15 protein-coding genes are annotated in these 16,588 nt (G+C 71.2%); 9 read left to right on the plus strand and 6 right to left on the minus strand.

The features are described from left to right. Positions 1 to 229: 229 nt before the first annotated feature. From JIX56_RS27520 to JIX56_RS27545, 6 genes are all read left to right on the plus strand, one after another. Entirely contained in the window at positions 230 to 1,294 is a 1,065-nt protein-coding gene (locus JIX56_RS27520; RefSeq protein ID WP_257544479.1) for an energy-coupling factor ABC transporter permease, read from the plus strand. A 1-nt stretch (position 1,295) separates the two neighbouring features. Then, positions 1,296 to 2,057, plus strand: coding sequence for a cobalt ECF transporter T component CbiQ (cbiQ, locus tag JIX56_RS27525; protein ID WP_257544480.1), 762 nt, complete (start codon positions 1,296 to 1,298; stop codon positions 2,055 to 2,057). 205 nt (positions 2,058 to 2,262) lie between these two features. Beyond that, positions 2,263 to 3,009 carry an energy-coupling factor ABC transporter ATP-binding protein gene (locus JIX56_RS27530; RefSeq protein WP_257544481.1) on the plus strand — a complete coding sequence of 249 codons (747 nt, stop codon included), beginning with the start codon at positions 2,263 to 2,265 and terminating at the stop codon, positions 3,007 to 3,009. Between the two features lie 174 nt (positions 3,010 to 3,183). Continuing rightward, the gene (locus JIX56_RS27535; protein WP_257544482.1) at positions 3,184 to 3,663 is read left to right on the plus strand and encodes a MarR family winged helix-turn-helix transcriptional regulator; all 480 of its coding nucleotides are present in this window, start codon (positions 3,184 to 3,186) and stop codon (positions 3,661 to 3,663) included. A 137-nt stretch (positions 3,664 to 3,800) separates the two neighbouring features. Further along, positions 3,801 to 4,259 (plus strand): organic hydroperoxide resistance protein, encoded by a 459-nt coding sequence (locus JIX56_RS27540; protein ID WP_257544483.1) that lies wholly within the window; start codon positions 3,801 to 3,803, stop codon positions 4,257 to 4,259. 82 nt (positions 4,260 to 4,341) lie between these two features. Next, complete coding sequence (locus JIX56_RS27545; RefSeq protein ID WP_257544484.1) at positions 4,342 to 5,517, plus strand: serine hydrolase domain-containing protein; 1,176 nt, start codon at positions 4,342 to 4,344, stop codon at positions 5,515 to 5,517. 276 nt (positions 5,518 to 5,793) lie between these two features. Here JIX56_RS27545 and JIX56_RS27550 read toward each other — a convergent pair whose 3' ends face one another. The 3 genes from JIX56_RS27550 to JIX56_RS27560 all read right to left on the minus strand — a co-directional run bounded on the left by JIX56_RS27550 (position 5,794) and on the right by JIX56_RS27560 (position 8,137). Beyond that, on the minus strand, positions 5,794 to 6,828 hold the full coding sequence (locus JIX56_RS27550) for a helix-turn-helix domain-containing protein (RefSeq protein ID WP_257544485.1): 1,035 nt from the start codon (positions 6,826 to 6,828) through the stop codon (positions 5,794 to 5,796). A 109-nt stretch (positions 6,829 to 6,937) separates the two neighbouring features. Beyond that, positions 6,938 to 7,213, minus strand: a complete 276-nt coding sequence (locus JIX56_RS27555; RefSeq protein ID WP_257544486.1) for a DUF1876 domain-containing protein — start codon at positions 7,211 to 7,213, stop codon at positions 6,938 to 6,940. Between the two features lie 78 nt (positions 7,214 to 7,291). Further along, complete coding sequence (locus JIX56_RS27560; RefSeq protein WP_257551152.1) at positions 7,292 to 8,137, minus strand: DMT family transporter; 846 nt, start codon at positions 8,135 to 8,137, stop codon at positions 7,292 to 7,294. A 377-nt stretch (positions 8,138 to 8,514) separates the two neighbouring features. Here JIX56_RS27560 and JIX56_RS27565 point away from each other — a divergent pair, with 377 nt between their 5' ends. Then, positions 8,515 to 9,180, plus strand: a complete 666-nt coding sequence (locus JIX56_RS27565) for an RBBP9/YdeN family alpha/beta hydrolase (protein WP_257544488.1) — start codon at positions 8,515 to 8,517, stop codon at positions 9,178 to 9,180. Between the two features lie 28 nt (positions 9,181 to 9,208). Here the strand turns inward: JIX56_RS27565 and JIX56_RS27570 are convergent, their stop codons facing one another. The 3 genes from JIX56_RS27570 to JIX56_RS27580 all read right to left on the minus strand — a co-directional run bounded on the left by JIX56_RS27570 (position 9,209) and on the right by JIX56_RS27580 (position 14,743). Then, positions 9,209 to 10,948: a penicillin-binding transpeptidase domain-containing protein gene (locus JIX56_RS27570; RefSeq protein WP_443031889.1), complete on the minus strand. Its 1,740-nt coding sequence runs from the start codon at positions 10,946 to 10,948 to the stop codon at positions 9,209 to 9,211. A gap of 277 nt (positions 10,949 to 11,225) precedes the next feature. After that, the gene (locus JIX56_RS27575) at positions 11,226 to 12,860 is read right to left on the minus strand and encodes a penicillin-binding transpeptidase domain-containing protein (protein ID WP_257544490.1); all 1,635 of its coding nucleotides are present in this window, start codon (positions 12,858 to 12,860) and stop codon (positions 11,226 to 11,228) included. A gap of 143 nt (positions 12,861 to 13,003) precedes the next feature. Further along, entirely contained in the window at positions 13,004 to 14,743 is a 1,740-nt protein-coding gene (locus JIX56_RS27580; RefSeq protein ID WP_257544492.1) for a dolichyl-phosphate-mannose--protein mannosyltransferase, read from the minus strand. Positions 14,744 to 14,927: 184 nt separating this feature from the next. Between JIX56_RS27580 and rsmI the strand changes: the two genes are divergently transcribed. Further along, positions 14,928 to 15,776, plus strand: a complete 849-nt coding sequence (gene rsmI, locus JIX56_RS27585; RefSeq protein WP_257544493.1) for a 16S rRNA (cytidine(1402)-2'-O)-methyltransferase — start codon at positions 14,928 to 14,930, stop codon at positions 15,774 to 15,776. Between the two features lie 365 nt (positions 15,777 to 16,141). Beyond that, positions 16,142 to 16,549 carry a hypothetical protein gene (locus tag JIX56_RS27590; protein WP_257544495.1) on the plus strand — a complete coding sequence of 136 codons (408 nt, stop codon included), beginning with the start codon at positions 16,142 to 16,144 and terminating at the stop codon, positions 16,547 to 16,549. Positions 16,550 to 16,588 lie beyond the last annotated feature (39 nt).

The raw sequence follows: 16,588 nt of genomic DNA on the forward strand, positions 1-16,588 counted from the left end.
GTAAATCCGCTGTCCGCTGCCTCTCCAATGTCGCATATTTTCCGCGCCGCGCCCCCGGAAGGGGTGCACCGCGCTCGCCCATCGGTCGCTAATCAGCTACGAGGCGCTCTTGCAAGAGAGTCGCAATAAGGCTCTATCATCGTGAGGTTCCAGCCACCGCCGACCGGCACCCCGGTCGGCGCGTCCCCACCCGGTGGCCCGGCCCCCGACCAGGAGAGCGAGCCCTCGTATGCACGTCCCCGACGGATTCATCAACGCCCCCGTCTCGGCGGTCGCCGGAGTCGTCGCCGCCGGTGCGGTCGCCGTCAGCCTGCGCGGCGCCCGGCGTGAACTGGACGAGCGCACGGCGCCCCTCGCCGGACTCGTCGCCGCGTTCATCTTCGCCGTGCAGATGCTGAACTTCCCGGTCGCGGCCGGCACCAGCGGACATCTGCTCGGCGGGGCCCTGGCCGCGATACTCGTGGGCCCCTACACGGGGGTCCTCTGCGTGTCCGTGGTGCTCCTCATGCAGGGCATCCTCTTCGCGGACGGCGGCCTCACCGCCCTCGGCGTGAACATCAGCATCATGGCGGTCGTCACGACCGTCGTCGCGTACGTCGTCTTCCGGGGGCTCGTCAAGATCCTTCCCAAGGTGCGGCGCTCCGTCACCGTCTCCGCGTTCGTCGCCGCCCTGATCTCCGTGCCCGCCGCGGCCGCCGCCTTCACCCTCGTCTACGCGATCGGCGGCACCACGGACGTGCCGCTCGGCTCGGTCCTCACCGCCATGGTCGGCGTCCACACCCTCATCGGCATCGGCGAGGCCGCGATCACCGCCGCCACGGTCGGCGCCGTCATCGCCGTACGCCCGGACCTCGTGTACGGCGCGCGCGGCCTGACCGCCCCGCTGAAGCTGCGCGTCAACGGCGAACTGGTCGACGCGCCCGCGGCCGAGCCGGCGCTCGCCCCCGTCGCCGCCCGATCGCCCCGCAAGCTGATCCTCGCGGGCCTCGGCACGTCCCTCCTCCTCGCCGGTGTCGTCAGCTTCTACGCCTCCGCCAGCCCCGACGGCCTGGAGAAGGTCGCCGCCGACAAGGGCATCGACGCCAAGGCCGAGGACCACGCCGCCGCCGACTCCCCGCTCGCCGACTACGGCGTCGAGGGCCTCACCGACGCCCGGCTCTCCGGCGGCCTCGCGGGCGTGATCGGCGTCGGCGTCACGGTCGTCGCCGGGACGGGGATCTTCTGGGCCGTACGCAAGCGGCGTACCGGCGAGAGCGACGCCACGTCCCCCGCCTCCGTGCCCGAGAACGCCTGACATGGGCGCCGGCCACGCCCACAAGCTCTACCGGCACGCGCACTCGCCCGTGCACGCCCTGCCGCCGCACACCAAACTCGCGGCCGTCTTCGCCTTCGTGGTGGTCGTGGTGTCGACGCCACGGGAGGCGATGTGGGCGTTCGGGCTGTACGCCGTGCTCCTCGGCGGGGTCGCGTACACGGCCCGCGTGCCCGCCGGGTTCCTGCTCCGGCGGCTGCTGATCGAGATCCCGTTCGTCGCCTTCGCCGTGCTCATGCCGTTCGTGGCGCAGGGCGAGCGGGTCGAGGTGCTGGGGATGTCCCTGAGCGTCAGCGGGCTCTGGGGCGCCTGGAACGTCCTCGCCAAGGGCACGCTGGGCGTCGCCGCCTCCGTCCTCCTCGCGTCCACCACCGAACTCCGCGAACTCCTCCTCGGCCTCCAGCGCCTCAAACTGCCGCCGCTGCTCGTCCAGATCGCGTCCTTCATGATCCGGTACGGGGACGTCATCACCGACGAGATGCGGCGGATGCGGATCGCCCGCGAGTCACGCGGCTTCGAGGCGAGCGGCGTACGGCACTGGGGCGTGCTCGCCAAGTCGGCGGGAGCGCTGTTCATCCGCTCGTACGAGCGTGGGGAGCGGGTCCATCTGGCCATGATCAGCCGGGGGTACGCCGGCACCATGCCCGTCATCGACGAGGTGACCGCGTCCCGGGCGCAGTGGTCCTACGCCTTCGAGCTTCCGGGCGCGGCCCTCGTTGTCTGTCTGCTGGGATGGACCCTTTGACTCCTCCCTCTTGCGAACAAGAGGGATTCCTGGCTCACGCCGCTCGGTCATCCAGCGGATGATCAAGTCTCACACGATCAACACCAGTCGGGTTGAGACCAGCCCGGATGATATGAACGCCAAAAGGGATGCGCATGCTTGGTTCTCGCTATGCACCGTTCGCCATCGACGTTACCCGATCGCGCAGTGGCATTCGGAGAGTTTCGTGACATTCTCTCTCGAAGTCGCCGGCCTCGCCTTCGCCTACCCCGACGGCCACCAGGCCCTCTTCGGCGTCGACTTCACCGTCGGGCGCGGCGAGCGGGTCGCCCTGCTCGGGCCGAACGGCGCCGGCAAGACCACTCTCGTCCTGCATCTCAACGGCATCCTCACCGGGGGCGCGGGCACGGTGACCGTCGCCGGGATGCCGGTGGGCAAGCGGCACATGGCCGAGATCCGGCGGAAGGTCGGCATCGTCTTCCAGGACCCCGACGATCAGTTGTTCATGCCGACCGTGCGGGAGGACGTGGCCTTCGGGCCCGCCGCGGCCGGGATGAAGGGCCCCGAGCTGGAGGCCCGGGTGGACAAGGCCCTCGAACAGGTCGGCATGGCCGAGTTCAAGGAACGGCCGCCGCACCACCTCTCCTTCGGCCAGCGCCGCCGGGTGGCCGTCGCCACCGTGCTCGCCATGGAGCCGGAGATCCTCGTCCTCGACGAGCCGTCCTCCAACCTCGACCCCGCGTCCCGCCGCGAACTCGCCGATATTCTGCGGTCGTTGGACGTCACGGTCCTCATGGTGACGCATGACCTGCCGTACGCCCTCGAACTGTGCCCGCGCTCGCTGATCCTCAGCGAAGGGGTGATCGCGGCGGACGGGGCGACGGGGGAACTTCTCGGCGACGACGAGCTGATGCGGGCGCATCGCCTTGAACTGCCGTTCGGGTTCGACCCGCGGTCGGTGAGGGCGGGTTAGAGCTCGGGGGTGCGGGCCGTACGCCGGGTGCGGGTGCGTCGTGGTTGCTCGCGCAGTTCCCCGCGCCCCTTGGCGGCATGGGGCGCGCCCGGGATCTTTCAGGGGCGCGGGGCTGTGTCGATATGCGGCTCCGCCGCGTGGGCGCGACCAGCCCCCACCCACCCGCACGCGACAATGGGCCCCGTGACGACTCATGAGGAACCCGAAGGGCAACGGTACGGCTCGCTGCTCCTCGACGAGCAGTTGTGCTTCGCGCTGTACGCGGCCCAGCGCGCGGTCACCGCCGCGTACCGCCCGCTGCTCGACGAACTCGGCCTCACCTACCCGCAGTACCTGGTCATGCTCTGCCTCTGGGAGCGCGGCGAGACCACGGTCAAGGACCTCGCGGGCGCCCTGCGGCTCGACTACGGCACGGTCTCGCCGCTGCTGAAACGGCTGGAGTCGGCCGGGCTGCTCCGCCGGGAGCGGTCGCTGCGGGACGAGCGCTCGGTGAGCGTCGCACTCACCGGACGCGGCGAACAGCTCCGCGACCGCGCGGCCGCCGTCCCCACCACGCTGGCCGCCGCCACGGGGCTCGACGGCCCCGAGGTGGCGCGGCTGCGCGCGGAACTGTGGGAGCTGACGGCGCACGCGGCGAAGGCGGCCGGCCGCTGAGCGGTGACCTTGGGTTACCCCTGGTTACTACCCCCTGGTAACCAAGATGGCCCTACCAGCCGGTACCTTGTGCACGATGCATTCGTGCGCGCCTGTCCTGGGGAAGGCCACGCGCTCGTCCTGGGGGAGGCCAAGGAATGACTGACGACGCCGCGACGGAGGCGCGTCCGGACACCCGTCCGACGAAGATCATGTACGTCGCCGAGGCCACCGCGCACGGCGGCCGGGACGGCTACATCACCAGCCAGGACGGTCAGATCGACCTCAAGGTCGCGATGCCGCCGGCGATGGGCGGTGACGGCAACGGCACCAACCCCGAGCAGTTGTTCGCCGCCGGGTACAGCTCCTGCTTCCACAACGCGCTGGTCCTCGTCGGCCGCCGCGAGGGCTACGACCTGACCGGCTCCACCGTCGCCGCGAAGGTCGGCATCGGCCCCAACAAGCAGCGCGGTTACGGCCTCGCCGTCGCCCTCAGCGTCTCCCTCCCGGTCATCGACCAGGACCTCGCCGCCAAGCTCGTCGACGCGGCCCACCAGGTCTGCCCGTACTCGAACGCGACCCGCGACAACATCGAGGTCACGATTCTGCTGGGCTGACCATCCACGGAATCCCCGCCCGCGAGCGCGTGTTCCCCCCAGGGCCACCATGGCCGCGGACGAACGGACAGGGAGTGCGGGCGTGGACGTGAACGGCACTGTCGCGGAGGGCTTCGAGCCGGTCAGGGCGGCGTTCCTACGAGGCTTCGAGACGCTCGGCGAGCGGGGCGCGGCCGTCGTCGTGTACCGGCACGGCCGCAAGGTCGTCGACCTGTGGGGCGGCACGCGGGACGTCGACGGCGCCGAGCCCTGGCAGCACGGCACCGCCCAGATCATGCGCTCCGCGACGAAGGGCGTCGCCGCCGCCGTACCGCTGATGCTGGCCGAGCGCGGCGAACTGGACCTGGACGCGCCGGTGGGCCGGTACTGGCCGGAGTTCAAGACGCACGGCAAGGACCGCGTACTGGTCCGGCACATCCTGAACCACCGGGCCGGCCTCCCGGTCCTCGACCGTCCCCTCACCCCCGCCGAGGCGCTGGACCCGCGCCGGGGCCCCGAAGCCGTCGCCGCCCAGGCCCCCGCCTGGGAGCCCGGCACCGACCACGGCTACCACCCGCTGACGTACGGCTGGCTGCTCGACGAACTGGTCCGGCGTGTGACCGGGCGGGGGACCGGCGAGTGGATCGCGTCGGAGATCGCCGCCCCGCTGGGGCTGGACACGGACCTCTGGCTGGGGCTTCCGGAGTCGGTGGCGGCGACGGGCCGGGTGGGCCGCGCCGGCCGCCTGGAATCGGCCCCCGAGTCCACGGGCGGCCTACGCGTGCGCGCCAAGCGCTCGGTCACCGAGGCCTACGACGACCCGGACTCCCTCACCCGCCGCGCCTTCGCCGCGATCACCCCGTTCCCCGACCAGAACGACCCCGCGTACCGCGCGTCCGCGCTCCCCGCGACCAACGGCATCGCCACCGCCGACGGCCTGGCCCGCTTCTACGCGGCGCTCATCGACGAGGTCGACGGCGTACGGCTGATCGGCCCCACGACCATGGAGGCGGCCCGCGCCGAGGAGTCCGCCGGCCTCGACCGCGTCCTCGTCATCAACACCCGCTTCGGCCTCGGCTACATGCTCCACGGCCCCGCCTCCCCGCTCCTGGGCCCCGGCTCCTTCGGCCATCCCGGCCGAGGCGGCCCCCTCGGCTTCGCCGACCCCGCCACGGGCATCGCCTTCGGCTACGTCACGAACGGCTACCGCAAGACGGTGACAGCGGACCCGAGGGCCCAGGCGCTGGTGAGGGCGGTGAGGGAGGGCCTGGGGGCTTGAAAGGGGGCGCAGCCCCTTCTTCAGGGGCGCGGGGAACTGCGCGATCAACCACGAACGACCCGCACCCGCCCGCCGAGAGGTCCTCCCGAGCTATAAGGCGGTCTACCCAGCGGAGCGACACCGCGGAGCGACCGTCACGGACGAGCGACCAGACCGGCCCAGGGCTCCCCCGTGGTGTCCTGGCCCGACCCCGATGATCCGGACAGCCGCCCTCCGCGGCGGCGATCACCAGAATGCGCCGAAGTCCCTCCCGTGTCGTTGGCTGACGGTCCACGATTACTTGGCAACGCGTCCACTCCCGGCCACCCGGCTGGAAGTCACCCCGCGCCGCAGCTCACTCGGCGGCACCCCGTACGCCGTACGGAACGCCCTGCTGAACTCGGCGGCACGCGGAAACCCCCAGCGCGCGCCGATCGCGTGGACCGGCGTGGCCCGCAGCACCGGGTCGGGATCGGTGAGGTCGCGGTAAGCGTTCCGCAGCCGCTGGTCGCGGACGTACGCGCCGACGGTGAGGCCCTCCGCCTGGAAGAGCCGGTGCAGATAACTGCGCGAGATGTGATGCGCGGCGGCGATCGTCGTGGGGGTCAGCTCGGGGTCGCCGAGGTGGCGCCGTATGAACGCCTTGACGTTCAGGAGCAGCGTCCTCCCATGGGCCTCCGGTGTCAGCCGCGGTTCCGCGTCGACGGCGTGCGCGAAGAGCGCGGTGACCAGGTCGGCGACGACCGTGCCGAGGCGGGGCGCGTCGGACGGGCGGTACGGGGTCGTGTCGGCCGCCAGCTGCATCAGGAACTGCGCCAGCAGCGTGCCGACGCCCTCCCGTCCCGACAGGCGGCTGCCGATCACCTGGTCCGCGTGCCGGGCGGGCAGGGCGACGAGCGAGCGCGGTATCTCGATGCCGACGGTGGTGACCGGTTCGGTCCCGGTCAGGATCTCGTACGCCATCGAGGTGCAGTTGACGTGGAAGTCCTGTGCGCCGTACGCGACTTGCTGTCTGCCCCAGGTGGCCGCGCCCTCGCCCCGGAGAAGGAGGGAGAGGTGGAAGTTCTCCGGGTCGGACTGGCGGATCAGTTTCGGGGTGCGGCGGAAGACGATCGGGTCGAAGGTGGCCGGCCATATCGTCACGTCGCCCAGGGCTATCAGGCGTTGGTGGGCGTGGTAGTCCGCCGGCGGATGGTCGGGGCGGTCGGCTGCCGACAGGGGGATCGGGGAGAGCCCCATCGGTGCGTGCGTCTTCCCCAGCAGCTCCGCCCAGGCCTCGAACCGGCCGCCCACCGGGAGGTCCACGGTACGGAAGACCGACTCGTGCAACACGGGGTCAGTCAACCACAGCGCCGGATTCGGGCCGTTGGGCGCCCGGCGGCACGACTGCCCGCAGCCACGGACGTCCATGAACAGCTGCGAGCCAGTCGCGCGGCCGTACTCAGAGGGCGATCGGGTGCGACGTCCGCCCCGATGCCTCGTCTATCTCGTCGTGGGCCTTGGTGAGGAGCTTCATGGCGAGCTCGTTCAGGGCCCTCGCCCCGGCTATCTCCTCGCCGACCCGGGGCTGATTGGGGTCGGTGTGGTGGCGGCTGGCGTAGCCGTGGGCACGTACTTCCTTCCCGTCGGGAAGCCGTACGAGGGCCGCCGCCCGTGTGCGCTGATCGTCCTCCTGGAACTCCAGCTCGATGTGCCATCCGACTGCGGTTTTCATCATGACGATCACCTCCGGAACCGCTCTCTCCAGAGTGCTCCTCCACGCCCGCCGATGCACGGCCTGCCCGTCCCGCACGGCCTATCCGGCCCGCAGCATCAGCCCGATCCCCACCACCAGCAGTCCCGCCGCCACGAGCCGAGGCGCCCCGAACCGCTCCTTGAAGAACACCGCCCCGATCGCCGCCCCCACGATGATCGACGACTCCCGCAGGGCCGCGATGGGCGCCAACTCCGCCTTCGTCTGGGCCCACAGGACCAGCCCGTACGCCGCCACGGACAGCGCGGCGCCGAGGAGCCCCACGGCGGCGAACGGCCGGAGCATCGCGACCGTCTGCCCGCGCCAGCGCCAGACCGCGTACGCGGGGATCGCCAGCCCCTCCAGGGCCATCAGCCAGGCGATGTAGCTCAGGGTGGACCCGGAGGCCCGTACGCCGAGGCCGTCCACGACCGTGTACGCGGCGATCGACAGGCCCGTGGCCAGCGCCGCCCCGATCGCCGCCCAGTGCGGCCGGCCGCCGCGCAGGCCCCACAGCGCGACCCCGGTCAGCCCGGCGCAGCTCAGCAGGATGCCGGCCGCCGCCCAGCCGTCCGGCACCTCGTGCGCGAAGACCGCGGCGAGGACGGTGACGACGAGGGGCGCGGAGCCGCGTGCGAGGGGGTAGGCCTGGCCGAAGTCGCCCAGCCGGAAGGACGTCATCAGCAGCACGTAGTACACGAGGTGCACGATCGTCGAGGCGATCAGATACGGCCACGCGTCGGCCTCCGGGAACGGCACGAACGGCACCATCGCGAACCCGATCAGCGCGCCGCCGCCGGCTATCAGCGTGAAGCCGACCAGCTTGTCCGTGATCCTGTGCGCGATCGCGTTCCAGCTGGCGTGGGTGACCGCGGCGAGCAGCACCGCCGCGGTGACGACCGGCGTCACGCGTGCGGCTCGCATCCGGGCATCTCCCGTACGACCTCGGGGCGGGCCTCGGCGAAACGGGGGTGGGCTCCGGAGCCCTCGGTGTCCTGCGCGGCGTTGGTCATGTCCGGCACGCTAGTGGTGGGTGTACGGGCCATGCGAGTGGGTTGTTGAGGCTGTCGGGCCGGTGCGGGTGGTTCGTGGTTGCTCGCGCAGTTCCCCGCGCCCCTGAGCGGCATGGGTCGCGCCCGGTGCTTTCAGGGGCGCGGGGCTGTGTCGATGTGCGGCTCCGCCGCGTGGGCGCGACCAGCCCCCACCGGACCCGCACCCGACCGACAACCCATCCGGCCACAGAGACGGCACTGGACCGGCAGATCCGTTTCGCTGACGATCAGGGGATGACAGAGACTCCGCCTACCCCGCCCGCCGACGGCACCCGCGCCTTCCTGATCCTGCACGGCTGGCAGAACCATCGGCCGGCCGAGCACTGGCAGCACTGGCTGGCCGACCGGCTCACCGATCTGGGCCACGAGGTCGCGTACCCGCAGTTGCCGGAGCCGGACGACCCGGATCTGGAGCGATGGCTGGCGGAACTGGACGCGCTGCTGGGGGAGTTGGCGGGGCGGCGGATCACCGTGGTCTGCCACAGCCTGGCGTGTCTGCTGTGGCTGCACGCGGTCGCGCGGGACGACGTGCTGTCCGGCCCCGTCGACCGCGTCCTGCTCGTCGCCCCGCCCGCACCGGAAGTCGCCCTGGAGCACCCGGAGATCGCCGAGTTCGCCCCGCCGGAGCCGGCGCCCGCACGGCTGGCCGCGGCCGCCTCGTACACCCGGGTCGTCGGCACCGACAACGACCCGTACTGCTCGCGGGGCGCGGCCGCGACGTACGCCGTACCGCTGGACCTGCCCGCCGACGTGCTGCGGGGTGAGGCCCATCTCGACCTGGACGCGGGCTACGGTTCCTGGCCGTCGATGTTCGACTGGTGCCTGGACCCGTCACCCGAGTCGTACGAGAAGAAGCCCCTCCACAACCGAAGGCACCGCACGGCCGCCCCCGGAACCTGAAGGCTCCCGGCGGCCGGCGCCGTACCGCTCAGCCTCCGCTGCCCGCCTTGAGGAGTGCCGCCACGATCGGGCCCGCCGACTCGCTGCCGTGGCCGCCCTGTTGGACGACTCCGGCGGAGGCGAGGTCGCCCTTCCAGGCGGTGAACCAGCCGTTGGGCTGCTTCTGGCCGTCGACCTCGGCGGAGCCGGTCTTGGCGCCGTAGTCGGGGCCGAGGCCCGACATCGCCTCGGCCGCCGTACCGGCCGCGGCGGTGTACTGGAGGAGTTCGGTGAGCTGGGAGCGGACGGCGTCCGACATGGGCCGGGAGGCGGTCGCGAGCGGGCGGCCGTCGACCGACGGCGGGACCAGATAGGGCTGCTTGAAGACGCCCGTCTTGGCCGTGGAGACCACCGACGCCATGTTCAGCGGGTTCATCCGCACCCCGCCCTGGCCGATCAGCGAGGCCGCCATCGGGGCGTCGCTCTGCACCGGCACCGCGCCGTCGAAGCTGGACACCCCGATGGCCCAGTTGTTGAGGCCGAGCCCGAAGACCTGCTGGGCCTCCCGGGTCAGGGAGTCGTCGTCCAGCTCCTTCGCCTGGGAGATGAAGGCGGTGTTGCAGGAGCGCGCGAAGCTCGCCTTGAACGTGCCGCCCTTGATCTCGAACTTGTCGTCGTTCTGGAACTTCCAGCCGCCGTACGACGAGAACTTGGGGCACGGGTGGACCTTGTCCGTCGAGGCCAGGCCCTTGTCGATGAGCAGCGCCGACGACACGATCTTCATCGTGGAGCCGGGGGCGAGCGAGCCCTGGAACGCCACGTTGAAACTGCTGGAGTTCGCCGCGGCCAGGATCTCGCCGGTCGACGGGCGCATCACGACCACCGACGCCTTCTTCGTGGACTTGACCTGCTCCTCGGCGGCGGCCTGGAGCGACGGGCTGAGCGTCGTCTTCAGCTCCCCCGGCGTGCCCTCGCTCAGCTCCAGCAGCGTCTTGTCGGCTGCCTTCTCCTTCGTGGACTTCTCGGAGGTCCCCGACTGCTCGTCGGACTCGGCCGAGGCGTCCTTGGCCGGATCGGCCCGGACGACCCGCAGTTCGACGCCCGCCTCGCCGCCGGCCTTCTTGCCGTACTTCTCCCGCAGGCCGTCCAGCACCGAGCCCAGCGACGGGTACTTCTTCGTCGTCAGCTCGCCGCCGTCCCGGTCGAGGGCCTTCACCGGGGGTGTGCCCGCCTCGCCGGTCACCAGCCGGTCGCCCTCGTCGAGGTCGGGGTGGACGACGGACGGCTGCCAGTCGACGACCGGTTCGCCGTCCTTCTCCGCCCGTACGACGGTGAGGGCGGACGCGTAGGTCAGCGGCTTCTCCGTGCCCTTGTAGGAGACCGTGCCCTTCACCGTGAACGGCACCTTGTCACCCGAGCGCTTGCCGCGGGTGAGGGTGACGTCCTTGATGTGGGCGTCCTTGGTGAAGCCGGTCAGCGCGGTCTTCGCGGCCGCCGAGTCGTCGGTGGCGGCGGCGGCCTTCGCGACGGTGCCCTTCTGCCAGGCGGTGAGGAACGCGGTCGCGGCCGTACGGACCTCGCCGGCGGACAGCGGCCCGCTCTTCACGGCCTTGGCGTCGGCCGAACGGTCGTTGGCCGCCGCGCCACCGCCGAACACCGTGTACACGGCGAACGCCCCGCCGCCGAGGGCCACGACCGCGATCCCGCCCAGCACGACGTGCCGCCGTGACCTGCCCGCCGTCGACGACTTCACAGTCTTGCGCTCGTCGACACGCCTTCTCTTACCCACGCTCCCGACCTTCCGCTGCCCCCGGCTGCCTCTCGTCCGTCAACGAGAACCACCACCCTAGAGTCCCGCGGGTCACTCCGTGGGTTCGGCCGGAAGTACGTGCGGGTGGGTGGGGGCTGGTCGCGCAGTTCCCCGCGCCCCTGAAAGACACGGCCCTGCGGGCCGAAAAGCACGGGGCGCAGCCCCTGCTTTTCAGGGGCGCGGGGAACTGCGCGACCAGCCACGACGAGCCCGCACCCCGCAACGAATCCGCACCCCTACGGCGCGACCCGCAAACTCACCCGCCCGCCTTCAGCACATCCACGACCATCGGCCCGGCCGCCTCACCCCCACGACCGCCCCCCTCCGACATGGCCGCGGCGGCGACATCCCCCCGGAACCCGGTGAACCAACTGTCCGCCTCGGCGTTCCCGTCGATCTCGGCGGATCCGGTCTTCGCCCCGATGTCCCCACCGAGACCGGACATGACGTCCGCGGCCGTCCCCTGCGTCGCGGTCAGCCTCATCATCTGCTTCAACTGCGAGGAGGTGCCGGCCTTCAGCCCCTTCGCCGTGGCCAGCTGCCGGTCGTCCAGCTCCGGCGACACCAGGTACGGCTGCCGGAACTGTCCCGTGATCGCCGTCGCCGTCACCGACGCCATGTTCAGCGGGTTCATCAGGACGTCGCCCTGCCCGATCGCGTTGGCGGCCCGGTTCGGCCCGCTGGAGGGCGGCACCTTGCCGTCCATGGAGACGATGCCCGTCTTCCAGTTGTCCCTGCCGAGCCCGAACCGCTGCTGGGCCTCCTCGGTCAGCGACGCGTCGTTCATCGGCCCCTCGTCGATCAGCTTGATGAAGGCCGTGTTGCAGGACCGCATGAAGCTGTTGGCGAGCGTGGCGTTCGGCGTCTCGTCGGCCTTGAGCCCCGGCAGGTTCTTGAAGGTCTGGCTCTGCCAGGTCGCAGTGTCCGGGCAGGGGGCGGGGCCGTTCATCGAGGTCACGCCGTTGTCGATGAGGGTCGCGGCGGTGATGATCTTCATGGTGGAACCGGGCGGCAGTTCGCCCTGGAAGGCCGCGTTGAAGCCGTCCTGACGGTTGTTGGCGACCGCCAGCACCTGCCCGGTGCTGGGCCGCAGCGCGACCACGGACGACTCGGCGTACTTCTTGACCGCCTTCTCGGCCGCCGCCTGCACGCGCCCGCTGATCGTCGTCTCCACCTTGCCCGCCTTGCCCTCGGCGAGGGTCAGCAGCGTGGTGTCGCCGGCCTCCGCGGCCGTGTGGCGGATACCCAGCTCGACACCGGGCGTGCCGCCCGCGTCATCGCCGTAGCGCTCGCGCAGGGTGTCGAGGATCGGCCCGAGGGAGGGGTACTTCTCCTTGGTCAGCACGGTGCCGTCCCGGCCCACGGCCTCGATGGGCGGCGCCGCGGCCTCCCCGGTGAACAACGTGTCACCGGCCTTCAGCTCGGGATGCACGACGGACGGCTGCCAGTCGACCAGCGCACGCCCGGTCGTCTTCCCGCGTACGACGGTCAGTTCGCTCTTGTACGCGAGCTCCTTGCTCTTCCCGTCGTACGACACCGTCGCCGCGACGGAGAACGGGACGGTCCGGCCGCCGGTCCCCGTCGGCTTCCCCGGCTCGATCCTCACATCGTCGATCCGCGCGTCGACGACGAAGCTGCCGAACACCTTTCCCGCGTCCACCTCGTCGTTCGTGTACGACGACGCCGTGGCCGAATCGCCCTTCTCCCAGGCCGCGAAGAACTTCTCCGACGTCTCCTGGACCTCGTCGGCACTCGGCGGCCCGGTCCGTTTCTCCGTACCGCCGCCGCCCCCGTTGAGCGCGGTCACGAAGTTGTACCCGCCGTACCCGGCGCCCCCCACCATCGCGGCGAACACGCTGCCGACTATGGCGACCTTGACCCCCTTGCGCATGAAGCGCCCCCCTTTTTCGAACGCGTTCAGAAAACGCTTACTGTGGCTCACTGTAAGCACGGTGACGAGACGGGTGGGGCGGATGCTTCCTGTGTGTTCCCTGATTGTTAGCCCGGCGGACCGGGAGAACCGGATTCAGGCCATCAGACCCAGGTATCCAGCCACATCCGTGACCGCCAGCTGTCGATCGGGATGGCCTGGCCCGTGTAGAGGGGCCAGAAGTAGATGAAGTTCCAGGTGATCAGGAGGACCAGGACGCCGGCGCCGGCCGCGCCGGCGACGCGGCGGCGTTCCGTCGCGCCGGGGGGGCCGAGGATGGCGCCGATCATCATCGTGACGGCGAGGCAGAGGAAGGGGAGGAAGACGACGGCGTAGAAGAAGAAGATCGTTCGCTCCTGGTAGAAGAACCAGGGGAGGTAGCCGGCGGCGATGCCGCAGGCGATCGCGCCGGCGCGCCAGTCGCGGCGGAAGAGCCAGCGCCACAGGACGTAGAGGACCGCGAAGGCGGCGGCCCACCACAGCAGCGGGGTGCCGATGGCGAGGACCTCGCGGGCGCACTTGTCGGCGGTGTCGGCCGCGCAGCCGTCGTTGCCGGGGGACGGGGACTCGTAGAAGTACGAGACCGGGCGGCCGACGACGATCCAGCTCCACGGGTTCGACTCGTACGTGTGCGGGGACGACAGGCCGACATGGAACTCGTAGACCGCGTGCTCGTAGTGCCACAGGCTGCGCAGCCAGTCCGGCAGCCAGCTGAACCAGCCGCCCTTGCCCTCGGTCGCGGCCCAGTTGCGGTAGTAGCCGCCGGTGCCGTCGTCCGGGGAGAGGATCCAGCCGGTCCAGGAGACCAGATACGTGGCGATCATGACCGGGACCGTGGACAGGAAGGCGAGCCCCAGGTCGCGCTGGAGCATGGCGATCAGCGGCTGGCGGGCGCCGGCGACCTTGCGGGACGCGTAGTCCCAGAGCACCGCCATGATCCCGAAGAACACCAGGAAGTACAGGGCGTTCCACTTGGTGCCGAGGGCCAGGCCCAGGCAGAGACCGGCCAGCCAGCGGTACGGGCGCCATCCCAGGCGGGTCGTCTCGGCGATGAGGGAGTTGGGGCGTACAACTCCGTCGCCGTCCGGGGGGAGGGCCTCGGCCAGTCGTTTCCGTGCCCGGTCGCGGTCGATGACCAGACAGCCGAACGCGGCGAGGACGAAGAACATCAGGACCTGGTCGAGCAGCGCCGTGCGGCTCATCACGAAGTGCAGGCCGTCCACCGCCATCAGCGCGCCCGCGAGACAGCCGAGGAACGTCGAGCGGAAGATACGGCGGCCGATCCGGCACAGCATCAGCACGGACAGCGTGCCGAGCAGGGCCGTCATGAAGCGCCAGCCGAACGGGTTGAACCCGAACATCAGCTCGCCCAGCCCGATGACGTACTTGCCGACGGGCGGGTGCACCACATACGCCGGGTCCGTCGGGATCGGGACGTTCCCGTTGTTCTGGAGGATCAGCTCATTGGCGTTCTTGGCCCAGTTGACCTCGTACCCGCGGTGGACGATCGCCCACGCGTCCTTGGCGTAGTACGTCTCGTCGAATATCACCGCCTTGGGACTGCCCAGGTTGTAGAACCGCGTCAGCCCCGCGACCAGCGTCACCAGCAGCGGACCGCCCCACGCCGACCAGCGGGCGATGAGCGCCCCCAGCTCCTCGCGCAGCCCCAGCACGGCCCACACGCGCGGGCTCGGCCGGGTGTACGGGGGCATCAGTCGGTCGCGGACGTCGACTCTCGGCGGCGCCGCGTAGCCGAAACGGCGCAGGCGCTGCTGCCACGACGGCCGCTGCTCTTCGGTGGCCTGGTCCTGCCGGGTGTCCGTGGAGGACGCGGTACTGGTCACCGCGCCATCGTAGGGAACACGGCTGTGGGAGTCCCGTGGGACGGGGATGTAGGCCGTGGGCGCCTCATGGGATGGGGGTGCCTGCGGTACGGCGGCTGCGGGTGGGTTGTGGCTGGTCGCGCCGTTCCCCGCGCCCCTGATGGGGGCTTCGCCCCCATCACGCGCCGGCTGGGAGGATGGGGGTGTGACAGGAATCCTTGTGTTGGCAGGCACCCCCATCGGCGACGTCGCGGACGCGCCGCCCCGGCTTGCCGAGGAGCTGACCGGTGCGGACGTGGTCGCGGCCGAGGACACCCGGCGGCTGCGCCGGCTCACCCAGGCGCTGGGTGTGCAGCCGGGCGGGCGGATCGTGTCCTACTTCGAGGGCAACGAGGCCGCGCGTACGCCGGAGCTCGTCGAGGCGCTGGTGGGGGGTGCGCGGGTGTTGTTGGTCACGGACGCGGGGATGCCGTCGGTCTCCGACCCCGGGTACCGGCTCGTCGCCGCGGCCGTGGAGAAGGACATCCGCGTCACGGCCGTGCCGGGGCCGTCCGCGGTGCTGACCGCCCTCGCGTTGTCCGGGCTGCCCGTCGACCGGTTCTGCTTCGAGGGGTTCCTGCCGCGCAAGGCCGGGGAGCGGCTCGGGCGGCTGCGCGAGGTCGCGGAGGAGCGGCGCACACTCGTCTACTTCGAGGCGCCCCACCGCCTGGACGCGACGCTCTCGGCGATGGCCGAGGTGTTCGGGACCGAGCGACGGGCCGCGGTGTGCCGCGAGCTGACCAAGACGTACGAGGAGGTCAAGCGGGGGCCTCTCGGGGAGCTGGCCGAGTGGGCGGCGGCCGGTGTGCGCGGGGAGATCACCGTCGTCGTGGAGGGCGCGCCGGAGAAGGGGCCGGAGGAACTCGACGCGCAGGAGTTGGTGCGGCGGGTCCGGGTGCGGGAGGAGGCGGGGGAGCGGCGCAAGGAGGCGATCGCGGCGGTGGCGGTGGAGGCCGGGTTGCCCAAGAGGGAAGTGTTCGACGCGGTGGTGGCTTCCAAGCGTTCGGCGTCGTAGGGGGTGCGTGTCGTTCGCCGGGTGCGGGTGGATCGTGGTTGCTCGCGCAGTTCCCCGCGCCCCTGAAAGACCCCGGGCGCGACCCATGCCGCCAAGGGGCGCTGGGAACTGCGCGACCAGCCCCCACCCACCCGCACCCGACAACGCACCCCCAACCCCTACGGCGCTCCCCGGAACAACCCCCCGCCCCATGCCCTGGCAAAGCCGAGCAAAGTACAGCCCTCGCGCAGACGGCCTTCCCACAAGGGAAGGCCAAAACGGCTTCAACAGTCGGCAGATCGGCTGCACTTGGGGTCGGCGCGGGCGTCCACTTGGTGGTGAGGACGTACACGTTCTCACCGTCCAGCGGACAAGAGGAGCTGGCAATGACCGAAACCGTGGAGCGGGCCGTACTGCGCGACACCGCCACCGCCATCGTGCACGAGTCGTATGCGTTCGCCTGCATGCGCTGCGGGCACGGCTGGGAGCAGTCGTACGAGATAGAGCACCACAACGACGCCCAGGGGCGCGACTTCGTGATGTACGTGGCCGACGGTCAGGTCGTGCCGTCCCCGCTGTCCAGGCCCACGTGCCAGAACTGCGACGGTCATGTCGTACGGATCATGCGGGCGGGCCAGGTGTCGTCGGTGCGGGACGCCGAGCGGCGGCGGCACCTGCCGAAGCCCCGCCCGGCGGAGACGGACGCGACGGCGTCCGACGCGGCGAAGCCCGAGGAGCACCACCACTGGCACCTGGCCGACCTGCTGCACACGTTCCACCGCAAGGCGAGCTGACCCTCCCCCAGCGAGCCTGGAGGGCATGCCCCGATCGTG

Origin of the sequence: Streptomyces sp. CA-210063 (assembly GCF_024612015.1) — a bacterium.
Classification (GTDB): Bacteria; Actinomycetota; Actinomycetes; order Streptomycetales; family Streptomycetaceae; genus Streptomyces.